The organism is Streptomyces sp. S465, from assembly GCF_026898115.1.
Taxonomy (GTDB): Bacteria; Actinomycetota; Actinomycetes; order Streptomycetales; family Streptomycetaceae; genus Streptomyces; species Streptomyces luomodiensis.
This window is the reverse complement of the sequence record NZ_CP114036.1, coordinates 2,277,092-2,295,290: the sequence shown is the minus strand read 5'-3', so window position 1 is coordinate 2,295,290 and position 18,199 is coordinate 2,277,092. Positions and strand designations below refer to the sequence as shown.

Below are 18,199 nucleotides of genomic sequence, written 5' to 3'. Positions count from 1 at the left end.
CGCACCGGTGAATCAGTTCCACTTGACTTAATTGAAGAGTGTGCTTGTTCGCTAGAACCCGATAGGGTTTCGGTGGTCATTGCGTTAGGGAAACGCCCGGTTACATTCCGAACCCGGAAGCTAAGCCTTTCAGCGCCGATGGTACTGCAGGGGGGACCCTGTGGGAGAGTAGGACGCCGCCGAACAATCTTTTAGGACCCCTGGTCCCAGCGTGCATGCTGGGACCAGGGGTCCTTTTGTTTTTTCTGGAGCCGCATCGGTGCGTCCGGTGCGGGAGAATGTCTGTAGTACATGAAGACAGGAGTCACGCCGATGTCCACCAACTCTCCCGACGACCGGACAGGCCGCGAGCCGCGGCGCCGGGACGCCGGCGACCGGCGCGAGTTCCGCGGCTCCGGGCCGCGCCGTGATGGCGGCCGTGGTGGTTTCCGTCGTGATGATCGCCGCGATGACCGGCGTGATGAGCGGCCGCGCGGACCGCGTCGCGATGACGACCGTGGCGGGTTCCGCCGTGGCGATGACCGCCGCGACGATCGCAGGGATGACCGGCCGCGCGGGCCGCGTCGGGACGATGACCGCGGAGGCCGTCCCGGTGGCTACGGGCGCCGCGACGACCGGGGCGGCCGTCCTGCCGGCCGTTACGAGCGCCGGGACGAGCGTCGCGATGACCGGCGTGATGAGCGGCGTGACGAGCGGCCGCGCGGACCGCGCCGGGATGATCGCGACGGTGGCTTCCGCCAGGGTGGCTTCCGTCGCGACCGTGACGATCGGCCGGGCTTCCGCCGGGACGATGACCGTGGCGGCTACCGGCGCGATGACCGCCGTGACGAGCGGCGTGACGATCGTGGTGGGTTCCGCCGCGATGACCGTGACCGCGACCGTGGCGGTCGTGGTAGTGGCGGATACGAGCGCCGTGACGAGCGGACTTCGTACCGGCGTGACGACGACCGGGGCGGCTACCGGCGTGACGACCGTGACCGTGGTGGCTTCCGGCGCGATGACGATCGTGGTGGGTTCCGCCGTGACGACCGTGACCGTGGTGGGTTCCGGCGGGATGAGCGGCGTGACGAGCGTCGGGACGACCGGCCGCGCGGGCCGCGGCGCGACGACCGTGATGGCGGCTTCCGGGGCGGTCGCGACGACCGCGGGCCGCGCCGGCCGTACGGTCAGGGTCGGGGTCGGGACGACCGCCGCTCCGGCGGTGGCGGTTTCAACCGCCGCGACGACCGCACCGGCGGCTACGGGCGCCGCGATGAGCGCGGCAGGGACCGCGACCGCGAGCCGATCAAGCGGCTGCCGATCCCCGAGGACGTCACCGGCGAGGAGATCGACAAGAGCGTGCGGCAGGAGCTGATGAGCCTGCCGAAGACGCTCGCCGAGGATGTCGCGAAGAACCTCGTCATGGTCGCCAAGCTGCTGGACGACGAGCCCGAGCGGGCGTACCAGTACTCGCGGGTCGCCCTGCGGCTCGCTTCCCGGGTGGCCGCCGTGCGCGAGGCCGCGGGCTTCGCGTCGTACAGCGTCGGGAAGTACGCCGAGGCGCTCGCGGAGTTCCGCGCCGCGCGCCGGATGACCGGCAGCTCCGAGCTGTGGCCGGTGATGGCCGACTGTGAGCGCGGCATGGGCCGTCCCGAGCGGGCGCTGGCCATGGCCGGTGAGCCCGAGGTGCAGAAGCTGGACCGGGCCGGGCAGGTCGAGATGCGGATGGTGGCCGCCGGAGCCCGGCGCGACATGGGCCAGGCCGAGGCCGCCGTCGTCACCTTGCAGAGCCCGGAGCTGGCCTCGAACTCGATCCAGCCGTGGACCGCCCGACTGCGCTACGCGTACGCCGACGCGCTGCTGGGGGTCGGCCGCGAGGACGAGGCCCGGGAGTGGTTCGCCAAGGCGCTCGAGGCGGACCAGGGCGGGACCACGGACGCGTCGGACCGGCTCGCCGAGCTGGACGGGGTCGAGTTCGTGGACGCCCTCGACCCCGAGCAGGAGGGGGCGGACGTTCCCCAGCCGGACGTTCCCCAGCCGGACGTTCCCCGGCCGGTCGAGGAGGCCGAGGGCGAGGACCGGGGCCAGGAGTCCGGCGAGGAACAGGCCGAGGACCAGGACCAGGACGCCGAGCCGGTGGCGGAGGCGACGTCCGGGCCCCGGGCCGAGCGCGACAAGGACGGCGACGACAGCTGACGCCACGAGTGGGGCGGGATTCCGGAAGGGTTCCGCCCCACTCGTCTGTCCGCCGCGGCCGAAGGGCTCAGCCCAGCGTCAGGCTCCGCAGCACCAGCCCCGTCGCCGGTTTCGGTCCGAAGGACGTCGACTTGTGCGGCATCGCGATGCCCTGCCGCGCCAGCTCGTGCACGACGTCCTCGGACACCGGATGCATCAGCACCGCCGTACCGCCCAGCCGCTCGGCCTGCTCGACGGCCGCCGCCGGGTCGTGGAGGTAGCCGATGTGCTCGGGTGTGTCCGGGACATGCCACAGATGGTCCAGCAGGACGTGGTGGAGCACCGTGGCGTCCAGCGTCCGCCATGCCTCCGGCCGTCCCTCGGGGACCGTACGGGCCAGCACCTGCGGATCCGGCCGGTCCAGGAGGTGGAAGCGGCCGTCCCCGGCCAGCAGGAAGGCGTTCGGCGGCGTGGCCGCGGCCGCCTCGGCGAGCCGCTCCAGGGCGCGCGGCATGGGGCCGTCGATCTCCCGTACGCGGAAGGCGCGTCGTGCCGCGGCGAGCGCCTCGGCCGGTGGCAGCCGGCGGAGCAGCCGGTGGATGGCCCGGACCCGGAGGGGGTAGCGGGCGGTGTCGACGAGCAGGACGAGCCCGAAGTCCCAGGGGCCGGGCTCCCGGCGCTCCTCGCGCAGCCGCAGATAGGTGGCCCAGCGGTGGTGGCCGTCGGCGATGAGGGCCTGGTGGTGGCGGAGGTCGGCGGCGACCTCCACCAGGTCGGCGGGGTCCGTGACGCGCCAGAGGTGGTGGTCGACGCCGTCCTCGGTGGTCGTGGAGAGCAGCGGTGCGCGTCGGATGGCGCGTTCGATGACCCGCGCGGCCCCGCCGGTGCCCTTCTCCGCTGGTCCGTTCCCCGTGGTGCCGTTCCTCGTGGTGCCGTTCCCTGCGCTTCCGTTCTCCGCTGGTCCGTTCGGTCCGTTCCCCGAGGGCCCGTTCTCGTGGCCGCGGTAGGCGAGCAGCAGCGGCTCCAGATGGGCGGCGGTGGCGCGCATCAGATCGGCGCGGTCCTCGACGACATGCGGCATGACCTCTTCATGGGGGAGGACGATGCCCTCCTCGCGCGGGCTCAGCCGCAGTGCGCCGATCAGTCCGCGCTGGAGCGTCCGGCCGTCGCGCTGCTCGTAGACGTAGAGCGCGGGCTCGGGGTCCGGGGCGAGCACTCCGTCGGCCTGCCAGCGGCGCAGCGTCTCGGCGGCCTGGCGGTGGCGGGCGGCCGGGGTGCCGGCCTGGGGCAGGATCAGCCGGACGATGTTGTACGGGTCCTCCGCCTCGAGCCGGCGCAGACCATCGGGCCGTACGACCACGTCGTAGGGAGGTGAGGTGACGGCGGCGAGGCTGCCGACCCGCTCCGCGACATAGCGCAGCCCCCGGAAGGGAGTGAGCTGGAGACCTTGTCCGCCAGGCCCTGGAATGCTCATCAGTGAATGTTATGCCCCGCGCGGCGATACGCGATGATCGGGGGAGAAGCGCACAGATCTGCGAGGAGTGGCCCCCATGAACCAGCCCGTCCGCACCCGGCCCGAATCCAGTCGACGGCCGCTGCACGAGGCGTACGACACGGCCCTGCTGGACCTCGACGGGGTGGTGTACGCGGGCGGCGAGGCCATTGAGCATGCGGTGGAGTCGCTGGTCACCGCGCGGGACGACGGGATGCGGCTGGCGTATGTGACCAACAACGCGCTGCGGACGCCGGAGGTGGTGGCCGAGCATCTGACGCGGCTCGGGGTGCCCGCCGCCCCCGCCGATGTGATCACCTCCGCGCAGGCGGTCGCCCGGCTGATCTCCGAGCAGCTGCCGGAGGGGGCGCGGGTGCTGGTGATCGGCGGGGAGGGGCTGCGGGTGGCGCTGCGCGAACGCGGGCTGACCCCGGTGGACTCGGCGGACGACGACCCGGCGGCGGTGGCGCAGGGGTACGGGGGGCCGGAGATGCCCTGGGCACGGCTGATGGAGGCGGGGTACGCGGTGGCGCGCGGGGTGCCGTGGTTCGCCTCCAACCTGGATCTGACGATTCCCAGCGGACGGGGCATCGCACCGGGCAACGGCGCGGCGGTGGAGGTCGTGCGCATCGCGACGGGCGCGTCCCCGCAGGCCGCGGGGAAGCCGCTGCCGCCGATGCACCGGGAGACGATCCTGCGCACCGGCGCCCGGCGGCCGCTGGTGGTCGGGGACCGGCTGGACACCGATATCGAGGGCGCGTACGCGGGCGGGGTGGACTCGCTGCTCGTGCTGACCGGGGTGACCACGCCCGCGCAGCTGCTGGCCGCCGAGCCGAAGTACCGGCCGGCGTATGTGGACCGCGACCTGCGCGGGCTGCTCACCCCGCAGCCGGAGGTGGAGCACGACGGCGCGGCGGGCGCGGCGGGCGCGGCGGGCGCTTTCCGGTGCGGCGGCTGGGTCGCGCGGGCCGACGGCGGGGCGCTGGTGCTGGAGGGCGACGGCGATGAGCCGCTGGACGGTCTGCGGGCGCTGTGCGCGGCGGCGTGGGCCGAGGCGGGGGACGGTGTGAGCGACGCGGACGCGGGGAAGGCTCTGGCGCGGCTGGGGCTGTGAGCCGAGCGCGGACGCGGGCAAGACTCGGCGGACGCGGGGAAGACTCGGCGTTGGCGGCGTTGGCGGCGTTGCGCGGCCGGCGGCGGCTGCGTTGGGCGGCTGGGGGCTGTGAGCCCGGCCACGAACTCCGGTGATCCCGCATGGATACGGCCAGTAAGACTTAGGGTAACCTAACCTAAGTCATGATCGGCCGTGCTATGAGGTGGAGTTCCGCGTGACCGTGGTCAGTCCGGTGAAAGCCGGGACCGAGACAGCGAGCGCGCCGCCCCGTCGGCGCACCGCGCTCCGTGCGACCGGCCTGGTCGTCTCCCTGGGCGTGCTGCTGGCGATCGCCGCGGCGTCCATCGCGATCGGCGCCAAACCGATTCCGCTGGACCAGGTGTGGCACGGGCTGTTCCACTACACCGGCGACAACACCGATGTGGTGATCCGGGACGTACGGCTGCCGCGCACCATCCTCGGTCTGCTCGTCGGCGCCGGGCTGGGCCTCGCCGGTGCGGTCATCCAGGCGCTCACCCGCAACCCGCTCGCCGACCCCGGACTGCTGGGGCTGAACGCGGGCGCGTCCGCCGCCGTCGTCTCGGCCATCAGCTTTTTCGGCGTCACCTCCCTGACCGGCTATGTGTGGTTCGCGTTCCTCGGCACCGCCGTCGTGGCCGTGCTGGTGTACGCGCTCGGCGGCAGCCGGAGCGCCACCCCGGTGCGGCTCGCGCTCGCCGGTATGGCGGTGTACGCGGCTCTCTACGGATACGTCAACGCCGTTGAGCTGCTGGACACCGCGGCGCTCGACAAGATGCGTTTCTGGACGGTCGGTTCGCTCGCCTCCGCGAACATGAGCGTCGTCCGGCAGGTGGCGCCGTTCCTCCTGGTCGGCATGGTGCTCGCGGTCGCGCTGGGCCGTTCGCTGAACGCCGTGGCCCTCGGCGACGACACGGCGCGCGCGCTTGGCACCAACCTCAACCGCACCCGGGCGCTCTCCATGGGCGCGGTCACGCTGCTGTGCGGGGCCGCGACCGCCGCCTGCGGGCCGATCGCGTTCGTCGGGCTGATCGTGCCGCATCTGGTGCGCGCGCTCACCGGGCCCGATATGCGCTGGATCCTGCCGTACGCCGCCGTGCTCTCGCCCGTGCTGCTGCTGGGCGCCGATGTGATCGGGCGGGTGATCACCCGGCCCGCGGAACTCCAGGTCGGCGTCGTCACCACCTTCATCGGCGGACCTCTCTTCATCTACCTCGTACGTCGCCGAAGGATGGCCGAACTGTGAACGCGAGCAAGCGCACCAGCAAGCCCGGGACGCGCGGAGCCGTGCTGCGCACCCGTGGCGGCCTCTCGCTGCGCCTGGACGTCCGGGGCATGGTCGTGGGGGCGCTGCTGATCGCGCTGGCGCTGGTGATGAGCGTCGTGCTGATCGGCACCGGGGACTACCCCATCGCCCCCGTCGACGTGGTGCGCACGCTGTTCGGCGACGGCACGATGGCCCAGGACTTCATCGTCAACGATCTGCGGCTGCCGCGCGTACTGGTGGGGCTGCTGGTCGGCGCCTCCCTGGGGCTGGCCGGGGCGATCGTCCAGTCCATCTCCCGCAACCCGCTGGGCAGTCCGGATGTGCTCGGTCTCGGCCAGGGCTCGGCGGCGGGGGCGCTCACCGTGATCGTCCTGCTCCAGGGCAGTCCGGCCGAGGTCGCCGCCGGTGCGCTCGGCGGCGGCCTGCTGACCGGACTCGGCGTCTACGCGCTGGCCTGGCGGCGGGGCGTACAGGGGTACCGGCTGGTGCTGGTGGGCATCGGCGCGTCCGCGATGCTCACCGCCGTCAACGGCTATCTGCTCACCAAGGCCGACGTGGTGGACGCGACCCGCGCGGTGGTGTGGATCGCCGGATCGCTCAACGCGCGGGACTGGAACCAGGTCTGGCCGCTGCTGTCCGTCTGCGTGGTGCTGCTGCCTGTGGTCTTCGGCCACGCCCGCGGGCTGCGGATGCTGGAGATGGGCGACGACAGCGCCTACGCGCTCGGGGTGCGGGTGCAGCGGACGCGGATGGTGCTGATGGGTTCGGCCGTGCTGCTGACGGCGGCCGCCACGGCCGCCGCCGGGCCCGTCGCCTTCGTGGCGCTGGTCGCCCCGCAGCTGGCCCGCAGGCTCACCCGCTCGGCGGGCCCGAATCTGCTGCCGTCGGCCTGGATGGGCGCGGGGCTGCTGATCACCGCCGACTGGGCCTCACAGCGCGCCTTCGGGGCCGATCAGCTTCCGGTGGGGGCGCTCACCGGGATGCTGGGCGGCGCCTATCTGCTGTGGCTGCTGGTGACCGAGCGCAAGGCGGGGCGGATATGACGAGTGTGGACACGACCCGGACGGAAGACGACATGGACAAGGACACCCGGCAGACCGTGGCAGACGGCAGTGGCAGTGGGGGCGGTAGCGGTAGCGGTAGTGGGAGTGGGAGTGGAAGCGGGGGCTCGCGGGGGCGGCAGCGGCTCACCGCGGAGGGGCTGACCCTCGCCTACGACCGGCGCACGGTCGCCGAAGAGCTGTCCGTGGTCATCCCCGACAACTCCTTCACGGTGATCGTCGGACCGAACGCCTGCGGCAAGTCCACTCTGCTGCGTGCCCTGTCCCGGATGCTCAAGCCCTCGGCCGGATCGGTGCTGCTGGATGGGCAGGCCATCGGCACGCTGCCCGCCAAGAAGGTCGCCCGCACGCTCGGGCTGCTGCCCCAGTCCTCGATCGCGCCGGACGGGATCACGGTCGCCGACCTGGTCGCCCGCGGCCGCTATCCGCACCAGGGGCTGCTGCGGCAGTGGTCGGAGACGGACGAGCGGATCGTCGACGAATCGATGGCGGCGACCGGGGTGGCGGAACTCAGGGATCGCTATGTCGACGAATTGTCCGGCGGACAGCGCCAGCGGGTGTGGATCGCGATGGCCATCGCCCAGCAGACCCCGCTGCTGCTCCTCGACGAGCCCACGACCTACCTGGACATCCAGCACCAGATCGATGTGCTGGACCTGTGCGCCCAGCTCCACGAGGAACAGGGCCGCACCCTCGTCGCCGTTCTGCACGACCTGAACCACGCCGCCCGCTACGCCACGCATCTGATCGCGATGCGGGGCGGGAAGATCGTCGCCGAGGGGACGCCGGGGGACGTGGTCACGGCGGAGCTGGTGGAGCGGGTCTTCGGGCTGCGCTGCCAGGTGATCGACGACCCGGAGACGGGGACGCCGCTGGTCATCCCCGCTGCCCGCCAGCCCCGTACGGCACGGGCCGCCGAGGTGTCTTTGGCGGCTGTGGCGAGCGAGTCCTAGCGAGTCCTGGCGAGTCCTGGCCAGTCCTGGCGAGTCTCTGCTGGGTCTTTGGTCGGTGTGGTTTCCGCTTGGGGCGTTTCCGCTCAGGTCCGGTTTCCGCTTGGGGTGTTTCCGCTCAGGTCCGGTTGGGGCGCTTCCGGTTGGATCAGAGCAGCTTCCGTAGCCGCAGGAGGTCGCGCAGACCGGCCTCGAGCTTGATCCGGCCGCTGCCCCACGCCCGTGCGAAGTGCAGCTCGCCGTCGACCAGGGCCACCAGGTCGTCGCCGGTCATCGTCAGCCGGATCTGCGCTCGCTCGGCCGGCGGGCCCGGCTCGGCCGTCACATCCTCTATCCGGCTGTCCACGAGACGCCCGACGAAGGTGGTGTCCAGGTCGGTGATCCAGCAGCTGACGGAGCGATCGAGCGCGGCGGCGCTGCGGAGGTCCCCGTTCGCGCCCGCGAGGTTCTCCGCCAGCTTCTCGAGTGCGCCGCGGCACTGTTCCAAGGTCGCCATCGCGGACGACGTTACCGCAGGTCTCGTACGCCGGAGAACGTGGGATTCGCGGTAGCGTCGGGGCCATGAGCGAGCCGATGCCGGCCGGACGGCCCGGCCCACAGTCCGATCCGGCGGCGGAGTCGGTACCGGAGCCGGCGCCGGACCTTGTGCCGGAGCCGCTCGGGGCCGCTGATCCGGCGCCGCTCGGCGTGGACCGCACACCTACCGGCGTTCCCGAGGTGGACGCCCGGCTCGACCGGCTGGCCGATGCCGACCACCTCGCGACCAGCGGACATCTGGAGGTGTACGAGGATGTCCACCGGGGCCTGCGCGACACGCTGACAGCACTCGACCGGCGGCCCGGACCGCCGGCGCCCGGTCCGCAGCCCCCTGCTGCGATGTAACCGTTCGCCGCATCACGACGTAAACGACCTCAGGAGCTGAACCACCCGTGGCAGTGACCCGTCCACGACGCGTACGACTCGACGCGGAGCTGGTGCGCCGCAAGCTGGCGCGTTCGCGTGAGCATGCGAGCCAGCTGATCAGCGCGGGCCGGGTCACCGTCGGAGGGGCGGTGGCGACCAAGCCCGCCACCCAGGTGGAGACCAGCGCGGCCGTCGTCGTGATCAAGGACGACAGCGATCCGGACTACGTCTCGCGCGGCGGCCACAAGCTGGCGGGCGCGCTGTACGCCTTCAGTGAGGAGTATCGGGCGGGTGCCGGTGCGGGTGTGGGTGTGGGTGCGGGTGCGGGTGCCGGTTCGGGCGCTGGGCAGGAGCCCGGGGTCCGTCCGGTCCGCCCGGTCCGCCCGGCCGACGGGGCGGGGCTGAAGGTCGCCGGGCGGCGGGCGCTGGACGCGGGTGCGTCGACCGGAGGCTTCACGGACGTTCTGCTGCGCGCGGGCGCCGCGCGGGTGCTCGCCGTCGATGTCGGCTACGGCCAGCTGGCCTGGTCGCTCCAGAACGATGAACGCGTCAGCGTTTACGACCGTACGAACGTACGCGAGCTGACACTCGAGCGGATTGGGGGGACACCGGTGGACCTGGTCGTCGGCGATCTCTCCTTCATCCCGCTCGGGCTGGTCCTGCCCGCCCTCGTGCGGTGCGCCGCGCCCGACGCCGATCTGGTACTGATGGTCAAACCGCAGTTCGAGGTCGGCAAGGAGCGGCTGGGCAGCGGGGGAGTGGTCCGCAGCGCCGAGCTGCGCGCCGAAGCGGTGCGTACGGTGGCGGAGCGGGCGGCGGAACTGGGACTGGGGGTGCTGGGCGTGACGGCCAGCCCGCTTCCGGGACCGTCGGGTAATGTTGAGTACTTTTTGTGGATGCGCGCCGGGGCGCCGGCACTGGACCCGGCCGATGTTGACCGTGCAGTGGCGGAGGGGCCCAGTTGACCACTTCAGAAGCAGCGCAGGAGAAGGAAGCAGTGCCCGAAGCGTGGGAGTCTTCGGCGTCGGTGGCTCCGCTGGCGTCGATGGTGCCACCACCGGCGGTCGAGCCGGCGGCGGACCGCACCGTCTTCCTGCTCGCGCACACCGGCCGCCCCGCGGCCATCCGCAGCGCCGAGCTGGTCGTCCAGGGGCTGCTGCGCAGCGGAATCGGGGTGCGGGTACTCGCTGCCGAGGCCGCGGACCTGCCGCTGCCACCCGCCGTCGAGCGCGTCGACGCGGACTGTGACGTCCTGGACGGCTGCGAGCTGCTGGTCGTGCTCGGCGGGGACGGGACGCTGCTGCGCGGCGCGGAGTTCGCCCGGGTCTCGGGGGTGCCGATGCTCGGGGTGAACCTCGGCCGGGTCGGCTTCCTGGCCGAGGCCGAGCGGGACGACCTCGACAAGGTCGTGGACCGGGTGGTGACCCGGCAGTACGAGGTCGAGGAGCGGATGACGATCGATGTGCTCGTCCGCACCGACGGGCACATCGTGCACACGGACTGGGCGCTGAACGAGGCGTCGGTCGAGAAGGCGGCGCGTGAGCGGCTGCTCGAGGTGGTCACGGAGGTCGACAACCGTCCGGTCTCCCGGTTCGGTGGTGACGGTGTGGTCTGCGCGACCCCGACCGGCTCTACGGCCTACGCGTTCTCGGCGGGCGGGCCGGTGGTGTGGCCCGAGGTGGAGGCCCTGCTGATGGTGCCGATCAGCGCTCATGCGCTGTTCGCCAAGCCGCTGGTGGCGTCGCCGAAGTCGGTGCTCGCGGTGGAGGTCCAGCCGCAGACGCCGCATGGGGTGCTGTGGTGTGACGGCCGGCGCACGGTGGAGCTGCCGGCGGGGGCGCGGGTGGAGGTGCGCCGGGGTGCGGTACCGGTGCGGCTGGCGCGGCTGCACCACGCGTCGTTCACGGACCGTCTGGTCGCGAAGTTCGCGCTTCCGGTGGCGGGGTGGCGGGGGGCGCCGCACTAGGGGGTTGCCCTGGGGGCGCGCGGTCGGTTGCGCTGGGGTGCGCGGTGGGTTGCGCTGGGGTGCGCGGTGGGTTGTGTGGGTGCGGGTGCGGGTGCGGGGGCGGGGTTGCCGTGGGGTGCGCGGTCGGTTGTGTGGTGGGTGCGGGTGCGGGGCCTCCGGGGCGGGGTCCTGGACCGTATATTTACGGCGCCGACGACAGTTGAGCGTGGGGTGGGCCGGAGATTGGCGCCACAAATACACGTAAGCGTCCAGGACCCCGCCCCTCCGACCCCGCCCCCTCCCGTCTCGTCGGCGGCCGCCCCCCGGTGGTCCCCGGCGCCGTCCGGTGCCGGGTCCGCCCGGCGGTGCGGGTGCCGGGGGTGGGTGCGACCCCGCCCCTCCCGTCTCGTCGGCGGCCGCTCCCCGGTGGCTCCGGGCACCTGCCCGTCCCCGGACCCGCCCGGTGGCGCGGGTGCCGGGCGGGGGTGGGTGCGGCCCCGCCCCTTCCCGTCTCGTCGGCGGCCGCCCGCCGGTGGCTCCGGGCGCCTGTCCGTCCCCGGACCCGCGCGGTGGCGCGGGTGCCGGGTGGGGGTGGGTGCGGTCCTGCCCCCTCCCGTGTCGTCGGCGGCTGCCCCCCCGGTGGCTCCGGGCGCCTGTCCGTCCCCGGACCCGCGCGGTGGCGCGGGTGCTGGGCGGGGGTGGGTGCGGCCCCGCCCCCTCCCGTCTCGTCGGCGGCTGCCCCCCCCCGGTGGCTCCGGGCGTCTGTCTGGTGGTGGGTTTGCCCGGCGGCGCGGGTGCGGCCCTGGGGCCGGGCATATGTGCGGTGGGGCTCGGAAGTGGCGCCCCTTCGTCGCGTCGGGCCGGGCAAACCTCGTATGGTCTTGCACGTGCTGGAGGAGATGCGGATACGTGCGCTGGGCGTCATCGACGACGCGGTCGTCGAGCTGTCGCCCGGCTTCACCGCGGTGACCGGTGAGACCGGCGCGGGCAAGACCATGGTCGTCACCAGCCTCGGGTTGCTGCTGGGCGGTCGGGCCGATGCCGCCCTGGTGCGGATCGGGGCCAAGGCGGCGGTCGTCGAGGGGCGGGTCACGGTGGATGCCCGTTCGGCGGTGGCCGTGAGAGCCGAGGAGGCGGGGGCCGAGCTCGATGACGGCGCGCTGCTGATCAGCCGTACGCTCTCCGCCGAGGGGCGGTCGCGGGCCCATGTGGGTGGCCGTTCGGTGCCGGTGGGGCTGCTGAGCGAGCTGGCCGACGATCTGGTGGCCGTGCACGGCCAGACCGATCAGCAGGGTCTGCTGCGTCCGGCCCGGCAGCGTCAGGCGCTGGACCGGTACGCGGGGGACGCGGTGGCCGGGCCGCTGGAGAAGTACGCGGAGGCTTATCGTCGGCTGCGTGCCGTCTCGGCCGAGTTGGAGGAGTTGACCACGCGGGCGCGGGAACGGGCCCAGGAGGCCGATCTGCTGCGCTTCGGTCTGGAAGAGATCGCGGCCGCCGAGCCGCTGCCCGGCGAGGACGCCGAGCTGGCGGCCGAGGCCGAGCGGCTCGGCCATGCCGAGGCCCTGGCCTCCGCCGCCGCGCTCGCGCATGCCGCCCTCGCCGGGAATCCGGAGGACCCGGAGGGTGTGGACGCGGCCACGCTGGTGGCGGGTGCCCACCGTGCGCTGGAGGGGGTGCGTTCCCATGACCCGGCCCTCGCCGGGCTCGCCGACCGGATCGGCGAGGTCGGCATCCTGCTGTCCGATGTGGCCGGAGAGCTCGCGGGGTACGCCGACGATCTCGACGCCGACCCGCTGCGGCTGGCGGCCGTCGAGGAGCGCCGGGCCGCGCTGGCCCAGTTGACCCGCAAGTACGGGGAGACCATCGCGGATGTGCTGGCCTGGGCGGAGCAGGGCGCGGCCCGGCTCGCCGAGCTGGACGGTGACGACGACCGGATCGGCGAGCTGACCGCCGAGCGCGACGCGCTCCGTGCCGAACTGGGCGAGTTGGCGCAGACGCTCACCGACGCCCGTACGGAGGCGGCGGGGCGCTTCGCCGAGGCGGTCACCGCCGAGCTGGCCTCCCTGGCGATGCCGCACGCGCGGGTCACGTTCGCGATCCGGCAGAACGAGGCCGCCGAGGGAGAGGGCATCGAGGTGGGTGGCCGGGCGGTCGGGTTCGGGCCGCATGGGGCCGATGAGGTCGAGCTGCTGCTCGCCCCCCACCCGGGCGCCCCGCCCCGGCCGATCGCCAAGGGCGCCTCCGGAGGTGAGCTGTCCCGGGTGATGCTCGCGGTCGAGGTGGTGTTCGCGGGCTCCGATCCCGTGCCGACTTATCTTTTCGACGAGGTGGACGCGGGCGTCGGCGGCAAGGCGGCGGTCGAGGTGGGCCGTCGGCTGGCGCGGCTGGCCCGTTCCGCGCAGGTCGTGGTGGTCACCCATCTGCCGCAGGTCGCGGCCTTCGCCGACCGGCATCTGGTGGTGGAGAAGACCAACGACGGGGCGGTGACCCGCAGCGGGGTGAAGGCCATGGAGGGCGAGGACCGCGTGCGGGAGCTGTCGCGGATGCTCGCCGGCCAGGAGGACTCCGAACTGGCGCGGGCGCATGCGGAAGAGCTCCTGGAGGCGGCCCGCGCGGGACGTTGATCCTTCACCCGAAAGGGTTGCGTCGCGGACGTACGAACGAGCCCGGGGCGGACGTCGCCTGGGAGCGTTGCGACGAGGGCCCGGCGAGTGCTGGCATTCTTGGGCCGTCCCCTTCTCCGATATCGCCTCAGGAGCTCCGCCCGCGTGAGCAACACCCCGGTCCCGCCGCACGGGCAGTCGTCGCTGCACGCCGTCCAGGTGCTGGGCGGCGGGAGTTCGGGCAGTGGGGTGCATGTGCGGTCGCTGTCGGCCGGGCTGGTGGCCCGGGGACTGCGGGTGACCGTGTGCGGGCCCTGGAGCGCCGAGCAGGGTTACGGCTTCACGCAGGCCGGAGCGGGGTTCACCGGGCTGGACGCCCTGACGGACGCCGGAAGCGTGGCGTCGCTGCGCGCGGCCACCGCCGGGGCGGCCCTGGTGCACGCCCACGGACTGCGTCCGGGGCTGCTGGCCGCGGTGGCGCTGCGTGGCCGGAATGTGCCCCTGATCGTCACCTGGCACACCCGGGTGGACGTCGAGGGGGCGCGGGCCGGTCTGGTCCGGTTGATGGAGCGCCGGGTGGCGCGGACCGCGGCGATCGTGCTGGGGGCCTCCTCGGACCTGGTGGACCGGGCCCGCGCCCGCGGTGCGCGCGACGCACGGCTGGCCCCGGTCGCGGTGCCCGCACCGCGCCGCGCACCGGAGAGCGGGGACGGCCGCCGCCAGAAGATCCGGGCCGAACTGGGCGTGCTGGACCGGCCGTTGCTGGTCACGGCGGGCCGGTTGGACGCGGCGGCCGGTTTCGGCCCGCTGCTGGACGCGGCGCGGCGTTGGCGCGGGCTGGAGCCGCGGCCGCTGCTGGTGGTGGCGGGGGAGGGGCCGGACCGTGCGGTGCTGGAGCGCCGGATCGCCCTGGAGGGGCTGCCGGTGCGGCTGCTCGGCCGGCGTGACGATGTGCCGCAGCTGCTGTCCGCCGCCGATGTCGCGGTGCTCTCCAGCCGCTGGGAGGCGCGGTCGCTGCTGGCCCAGGAGGCGCTGCACGCGGGCGTGCCGCTGGTGGCCACGGCGGTGGGCGGGGTGCCGGAACTGGTCGGGGACGCGGCCGAACTCGTCCCGTACGGCGACCCGGAGGCCCTGGCCGGCGCCGTGACCGGGCTGCTCGCCGACCCGGCGCGCCGGGCCGGGCTCGCCGCGGCCGGGCGGGCGCGGACGGCCGGCTGGCCGACGGAGGACGACACCGTCGCCCATGTCCTCAGCGTCTACGACGAGTTGGTGCAGACCATTCTGAGCGAAAGGGTTGACGGGCCCGGCCGTTGATCGGCAGGGTGCTGGGCAGAGGGACGAGAGAGCGCTCTCAGTTGCGCGTCTCGTCACCCCCCACGCCATTTTCCCGGCAACCCCCACTACGCCGAGGAGCACCATCATCATGATCAGTCGCAGGAAGCTGCTGGGTGGAATCGCGGCCTCCGCCGCCGCCGCGGGAACCGGCCTGGCCTTCGCCGGCGGCCGCGCCAGCGGTGCGCCGAGCGCGAGGGCCGCCGCCTCGCTGCCCCTGACCGTCGTGAACAAGACGGGCCAGTACGACAACGGGTCGGTGTGGCTCTACATCGTCGGCAACGCGGGAGACCAGCAGGTCCACGTCACCCCGGAGGGCGAGGCCGTCCCCGTCGCGCTCTCCGACAACGGTTCGGACGGCTTCACCGACTACGCGATCCCGCTGTCCGGAGGCGGCGACACCAAGCTGAACCTGCCCGAGATGTCCGGCCGGATCTATGTGGCCCTCGGCTCGAAGCTCAAGCTCAAGGTGGTCGAGGACGGGGCGGGCAAGGCCGCGCTCCAGTACCCGGCCGGCTGGGTGTCCGGCGACCCGAACTACGACATCCTGCACGACTGCGCGGAGTTCACGTACAACTCCTCGGGGATGTTCTGCAACACCACCATGGTGGACATGTTCAGCGTCCCGCTGTCGATCCACCTCACCGGCGCCCAGGACCAGACCACCGGCACCCTCAAGGACGGCGCCCGCGACAAGGTCTTCTCCGACATCGCCGCCGTCGAGGCCTTCAAGCCGCTGATCGTCGGGGACAACCTGCGGGTGATCGCCCCGGGCCACGGCATGGGCGCGGGAGTGTTCGCGGAGGACTACTTCGCGTCGTACATCGACCAGGTCTGGGAGACCTACGGATCGAAGGACCTCAAGGTCACCACCAACGCGGGCGAGTTCACCGGCCGGGTGACCGACGGGAAGTTCTCCTTCACCGGCCCGGCGTCGGTCTCCTTCGACAAGCCCTCCACCAAGGACGTGCTGTTCTGCGACGGCGCCCTGGCGGCCCCCAACGACGGGACGACGGGCCCGGTCGCGGCGATCCTCGGCGCGGGCTTCAACCGCACCACGCTGCACAACGCCGACGCCCAGCCGACCACCGACCCGGCCGCCTTCTACGGCGAGGACGTCACCAACCACTACGCCAAGGCCATGCACGCGGCGACCGTGGACGGCAAGGCGTACGGCTTCGCCTTCGACGACGTGGCCGAGTTCGCGTCCTACATCCAGGACACCGCCCCGACGGGGATCACGCTCACCCTGACCCCGTTCTAAGACGCTCATCCGGCATGACCGGGCGCGGTGTCCACGCGGACACCGCGCCCGGTGGCGGTTGGCCGCCCGCGCGGCCAACCCCCGGTCACTAGCCCCCGTACGCCCCGGACGCCGTCAGCCGCAGCGCGGTGTCGATCAGCGGCACATGGCTGAACGCCTGCGGGAAGTTCCCCACCTGGCGCTGGTTGCGCGGGTCCCACTCCTCGGCCAGCAGCCCGAGGTCGTTGCGGAGCGCGAGCAGCTTCTCGAAGAGCCTGCGGGCCTCGTCCACCCGGCCGATCATCGCCAGGTCGTCCGCGAGCCAGAACGAGCAGGCCAGGAAGGCCCCTTCGTCGCCCTCGAGACCGTCCACCCCGGCGTCCTCGCCCGCCGTGGGGTAGCGCATGACGAAACCGTCCTCGGTCGACAGCTCCCGCTGGATCGCCTCGATGGTGCCGATGACGCGCTTGTCGTCCGGCGGCAGGAAGCCCATCTGCGGGATGAGCAGCAGCGAGGCGTCCAGCTCCTTGGAGCCGTAGGACTGGGTGAAGGTGTTGCGCTCGGCGTCGTAGCCCTTCTCGCACACGTCCCGGTGGATCATCTCGCGCAGCTCCCGCCAGCGCTCCAACGGCCCGTCCACATCGCCGGATTCGATCAGCTTGACGGTGCGGTCGACCGCGACCCAGGCCATCACCTTGGAGTGCACGAAGTGCCGGCGCGGCCCGCGCACCTCCCAGATGCCCTCGTCCGGCTCGTCCCAGTGCTCCTCGAGGTAGCGGATCAGCTTCAGCTGGAGCACGCTCGCGTAGTCGTTGCGCGCCAGCCCGGTCATATGGGCCAGGTGCAGCGCCTCGGTGACCTCGCCGTAGACGTCCAGCTGGAGCTGGCCCGCCGCGCCGTTGCCGACCCGGACCGGCTGGGAGTTCTCATAGCCCGGCAGCCAGGTCAGCTCCGCCTCGGCCAACTCCCGCTCGCCCGCGATGCCGTACATGATCTGTAGGTTCTCCGGGTCGCCCGCGACCGCGCGCAGCAGCCATTCGCGCCAGGCGCGGGCCTCCTCGCGGTAGCCGGTGCGCAGCAGCGAGGAGAGGGTGATCGCCGCGTCCCGCAGCCAGGTGAAGCGGTAGTCCCAGTTCCGGACGCCCCCGATCTCCTCGGGGAGCGAGGTGGTGGGCGCCGCGACGATGCCGCCGGTGGGGGCGTAGGTCAGCGCCTTGAGCGTGATCAGTGAGCGGACCACCGCGTCCCGGTAGGGGCCGTGGTACGTGCAGTGCTCGACCCACTCCCGCCAGAACGCCTCGGTGGCCTCCAGCGCGGTCTCCGGCTCGGGCAGGGCGGGCGGCTCCTTGTGCGAGGGCTGCCAGCTGATGGTGAAGGCGATCCGGTCGCCGGGGCCCACCGTGAAGTCGGAGTAGGTGGTCAGGTCCTTGCCGTAGGTGTCGACCTCGGTGTCCAGCCACACCGAGTCCGGACCGGCCACGGCGACCGTGCGGGTGTCCACCTTGTGCACCCACGGCACGACCCAGCCGTAGGAGAAGCGCATCCGCAGCGCGGAGCGCATCGGCACCCGGCCGCTGACCCCCTCGACGATCCGCACCAGCTGCGGGGCGCCGTCCCGGGGCGGCATGAAGTCGATCACCCGGACCGTGCCGCGCGGGGTGTCCCACTCCGACTCCAGGACCAGCGAGTCGCCGCGGTAGCGGCGGCGGTCGGCGGCGGGCGGTTCGCTCCCCGCGGGGGAGGCGGGGCCCAGGCGCCAGAAGCCGTGTTCCTCGGTGCCCAGCAGAGCGGCGAAGATGGCATGGGAGTCGAAGCGCGGCAGGCACAGCCAGTCGACCGTCCCGTCTCTGCAGACGAGGGCGGCGGTCTGCATATCACCAATCAGTGCGTAATCCTCGATACGCCCGGCCACGTGCATTCCCCATTCGAACGGCCGTATCGCCCCGGAGGGCGTTGCTTACGGTCTCGGAAAATTCTGACGAGCTACTTGTTCCGGGGGCGTGCTGGTGGTGCCGTGCCGGGGTCGCTCGCATGCGTGCGTCCGATGAGGATACGACGGACGACGGTGATCCGCTGGAGTCAGTCCACATCGTGGCTCGCAGCGCGCGGCCGATCGG

Annotated in this window: 15 protein-coding genes and 1 rRNA gene; 13 read left to right on the top strand and 3 right to left on the bottom strand. The window is 72.9% G+C overall.

Annotated features, from left to right (window positions below):
* Window positions 1-68 precede the first annotated feature (68 nt).
* From rrf to N6H00_RS09815, 3 genes are all read left to right on the top strand, one after another.
* Window positions 69-185: ribosomal RNA gene (gene rrf, locus N6H00_RS09825) — 5S ribosomal RNA — on the top strand.
* Window positions 186-409: 224 nt separating this feature from the next.
* Window positions 410-1,354, top strand: a complete 945-nt coding sequence (locus N6H00_RS09820) for a hypothetical protein (protein ID WP_268971208.1) — start codon at window positions 410-412, stop codon at window positions 1,352-1,354.
* A complete protein-coding gene (locus tag N6H00_RS09815) occupies window positions 1,339-2,175 on the top strand; it encodes a hypothetical protein (protein ID WP_268971207.1) in 837 nt (278 codons plus the stop codon). The genes N6H00_RS09820 and N6H00_RS09815 overlap by 16 nt, the downstream gene beginning before the upstream one ends.
* 67 nt (window positions 2,176-2,242) lie before the next feature.
* On the opposite strand, the gene N6H00_RS09810 is transcribed toward N6H00_RS09815, so the two are convergent.
* Window positions 2,243-3,628, bottom strand: a complete 1,386-nt coding sequence (locus N6H00_RS09810; RefSeq protein ID WP_268971206.1) for a DUF1015 domain-containing protein — start codon at window positions 3,626-3,628, stop codon at window positions 2,243-2,245.
* A 76-nt stretch (window positions 3,629-3,704) separates the two neighbouring features.
* On the opposite strand from N6H00_RS09810, the gene N6H00_RS09805 reads away from it, so the two are divergent.
* From N6H00_RS09805 to N6H00_RS09790, 4 genes are all read left to right on the top strand, one after another.
* Window positions 3,705-4,760 carry an HAD hydrolase-like protein gene (locus N6H00_RS09805; RefSeq protein WP_268971205.1) on the top strand — a complete coding sequence of 352 codons (1,056 nt, stop codon included), beginning with the start codon at window positions 3,705-3,707 and terminating at the stop codon, window positions 4,758-4,760.
* 214 nt (window positions 4,761-4,974) lie between these two features.
* Window positions 4,975-6,024 carry a FecCD family ABC transporter permease gene (locus N6H00_RS09800; protein ID WP_268971204.1) on the top strand — a complete coding sequence of 350 codons (1,050 nt, stop codon included), beginning with the start codon at window positions 4,975-4,977 and terminating at the stop codon, window positions 6,022-6,024.
* Window positions 6,021-7,088 (top strand): FecCD family ABC transporter permease, encoded by a 1,068-nt coding sequence (locus N6H00_RS09795; RefSeq protein WP_268971203.1) that lies wholly within the window; start codon window positions 6,021-6,023, stop codon window positions 7,086-7,088. The genes N6H00_RS09800 and N6H00_RS09795 overlap by 4 nt, the downstream gene beginning before the upstream one ends.
* Before the next feature lie 32 nt (window positions 7,089-7,120).
* Window positions 7,121-8,059, top strand: coding sequence for an ABC transporter ATP-binding protein (locus tag N6H00_RS09790; RefSeq protein ID WP_268976900.1), 939 nt, complete (start codon window positions 7,121-7,123; stop codon window positions 8,057-8,059).
* Window positions 8,060-8,204: 145 nt separating this feature from the next.
* Here N6H00_RS09790 and N6H00_RS09785 read toward each other — a convergent pair whose 3' ends face one another.
* Window positions 8,205-8,552: a sterol-binding protein gene (locus N6H00_RS09785; protein ID WP_268971202.1), complete on the bottom strand. Its 348-nt coding sequence runs from the start codon at window positions 8,550-8,552 to the stop codon at window positions 8,205-8,207.
* A 65-nt stretch (window positions 8,553-8,617) separates the two neighbouring features.
* Between N6H00_RS09785 and N6H00_RS09780 the strand changes: the two genes are divergently transcribed.
* From N6H00_RS09780 to N6H00_RS09755, 6 genes are all read left to right on the top strand, one after another.
* Entirely contained in the window at window positions 8,618-8,938 is a 321-nt protein-coding gene (locus N6H00_RS09780; protein ID WP_268971201.1) for a hypothetical protein, read from the top strand.
* A gap of 53 nt (window positions 8,939-8,991) precedes the next feature.
* Complete coding sequence (locus N6H00_RS09775; RefSeq protein WP_268976899.1) at window positions 8,992-9,924, top strand: TlyA family RNA methyltransferase; 933 nt, start codon at window positions 8,992-8,994, stop codon at window positions 9,922-9,924.
* An 80-nt stretch (window positions 9,925-10,004) separates the two neighbouring features.
* Window positions 10,005-10,925, top strand: a complete 921-nt coding sequence (locus N6H00_RS09770) for an NAD kinase (RefSeq protein ID WP_268971200.1) — start codon at window positions 10,005-10,007, stop codon at window positions 10,923-10,925.
* Window positions 10,926-11,779: 854 nt separating this feature from the next.
* On the top strand, window positions 11,780-13,528 hold the full coding sequence (gene recN, locus N6H00_RS09765; protein WP_268971199.1) for a DNA repair protein RecN: 1,749 nt from the start codon (window positions 11,780-11,782) through the stop codon (window positions 13,526-13,528).
* Window positions 13,529-13,672: 144 nt separating this feature from the next.
* Window positions 13,673-14,821, top strand: a complete 1,149-nt coding sequence (locus tag N6H00_RS09760; RefSeq protein ID WP_268971198.1) for a glycosyltransferase family 4 protein — start codon at window positions 13,673-13,675, stop codon at window positions 14,819-14,821.
* A gap of 109 nt (window positions 14,822-14,930) precedes the next feature.
* Window positions 14,931-16,103 carry a glycoside hydrolase family 64 protein gene (locus N6H00_RS09755; RefSeq protein WP_268971197.1) on the top strand — a complete coding sequence of 391 codons (1,173 nt, stop codon included), beginning with the start codon at window positions 14,931-14,933 and terminating at the stop codon, window positions 16,101-16,103.
* A gap of 88 nt (window positions 16,104-16,191) precedes the next feature.
* On the opposite strand, the gene N6H00_RS09750 is transcribed toward N6H00_RS09755, so the two are convergent.
* The gene (locus N6H00_RS09750; protein ID WP_268971196.1) at window positions 16,192-18,000 is read right to left on the bottom strand and encodes a glycoside hydrolase family 15 protein; all 1,809 of its coding nucleotides are present in this window, start codon (window positions 17,998-18,000) and stop codon (window positions 16,192-16,194) included.
* Window positions 18,001-18,199: the final 199 nt, after the last annotated feature.

Bases quoted from the DNA above. Each gene is read 5' to 3' on its own strand.
- N6H00_RS09755 (WP_268971197.1), top strand. From the start codon at position 14,931: ATGATCAGTCGCAGGAAGCTGCTGGGTGGAATCGCGGCCTCCGCCGCC.
- N6H00_RS09770 (WP_268971200.1), top strand. From the start codon at position 10,005: ATGGTGCCACCACCGGCGGTCGAGCCGGCGGCGGACCGCACCGTCTTC.
- N6H00_RS09820 (WP_268971208.1), top strand. From the start codon at position 410: ATGGCGGCCGTGGTGGTTTCCGTCGTGATGATCGCCGCGATGACCGGC.
- N6H00_RS09805 (WP_268971205.1), top strand. From the start codon at position 3,705: ATGAACCAGCCCGTCCGCACCCGGCCCGAATCCAGTCGACGGCCGCTG.
- recN (WP_268971199.1), top strand. From the start codon at position 11,780: ATGGTCTTGCACGTGCTGGAGGAGATGCGGATACGTGCGCTGGGCGTC.
- N6H00_RS09790 (WP_268976900.1), top strand. From the start codon at position 7,121: ATGGACAAGGACACCCGGCAGACCGTGGCAGACGGCAGTGGCAGTGGG.
- N6H00_RS09750 (WP_268971196.1), bottom strand. From the start codon at position 18,000: ATGCACGTGGCCGGGCGTATCGAGGATTACGCACTGATTGGTGATATG.
- N6H00_RS09780 (WP_268971201.1), top strand. From the start codon at position 8,618: ATGAGCGAGCCGATGCCGGCCGGACGGCCCGGCCCACAGTCCGATCCG.
- N6H00_RS09785 (WP_268971202.1), bottom strand. From the start codon at position 8,552: ATGGCGACCTTGGAACAGTGCCGCGGCGCACTCGAGAAGCTGGCGGAG.
- N6H00_RS09810 (WP_268971206.1), bottom strand. From the start codon at position 3,628: ATGAGCATTCCAGGGCCTGGCGGACAAGGTCTCCAGCTCACTCCCTTC.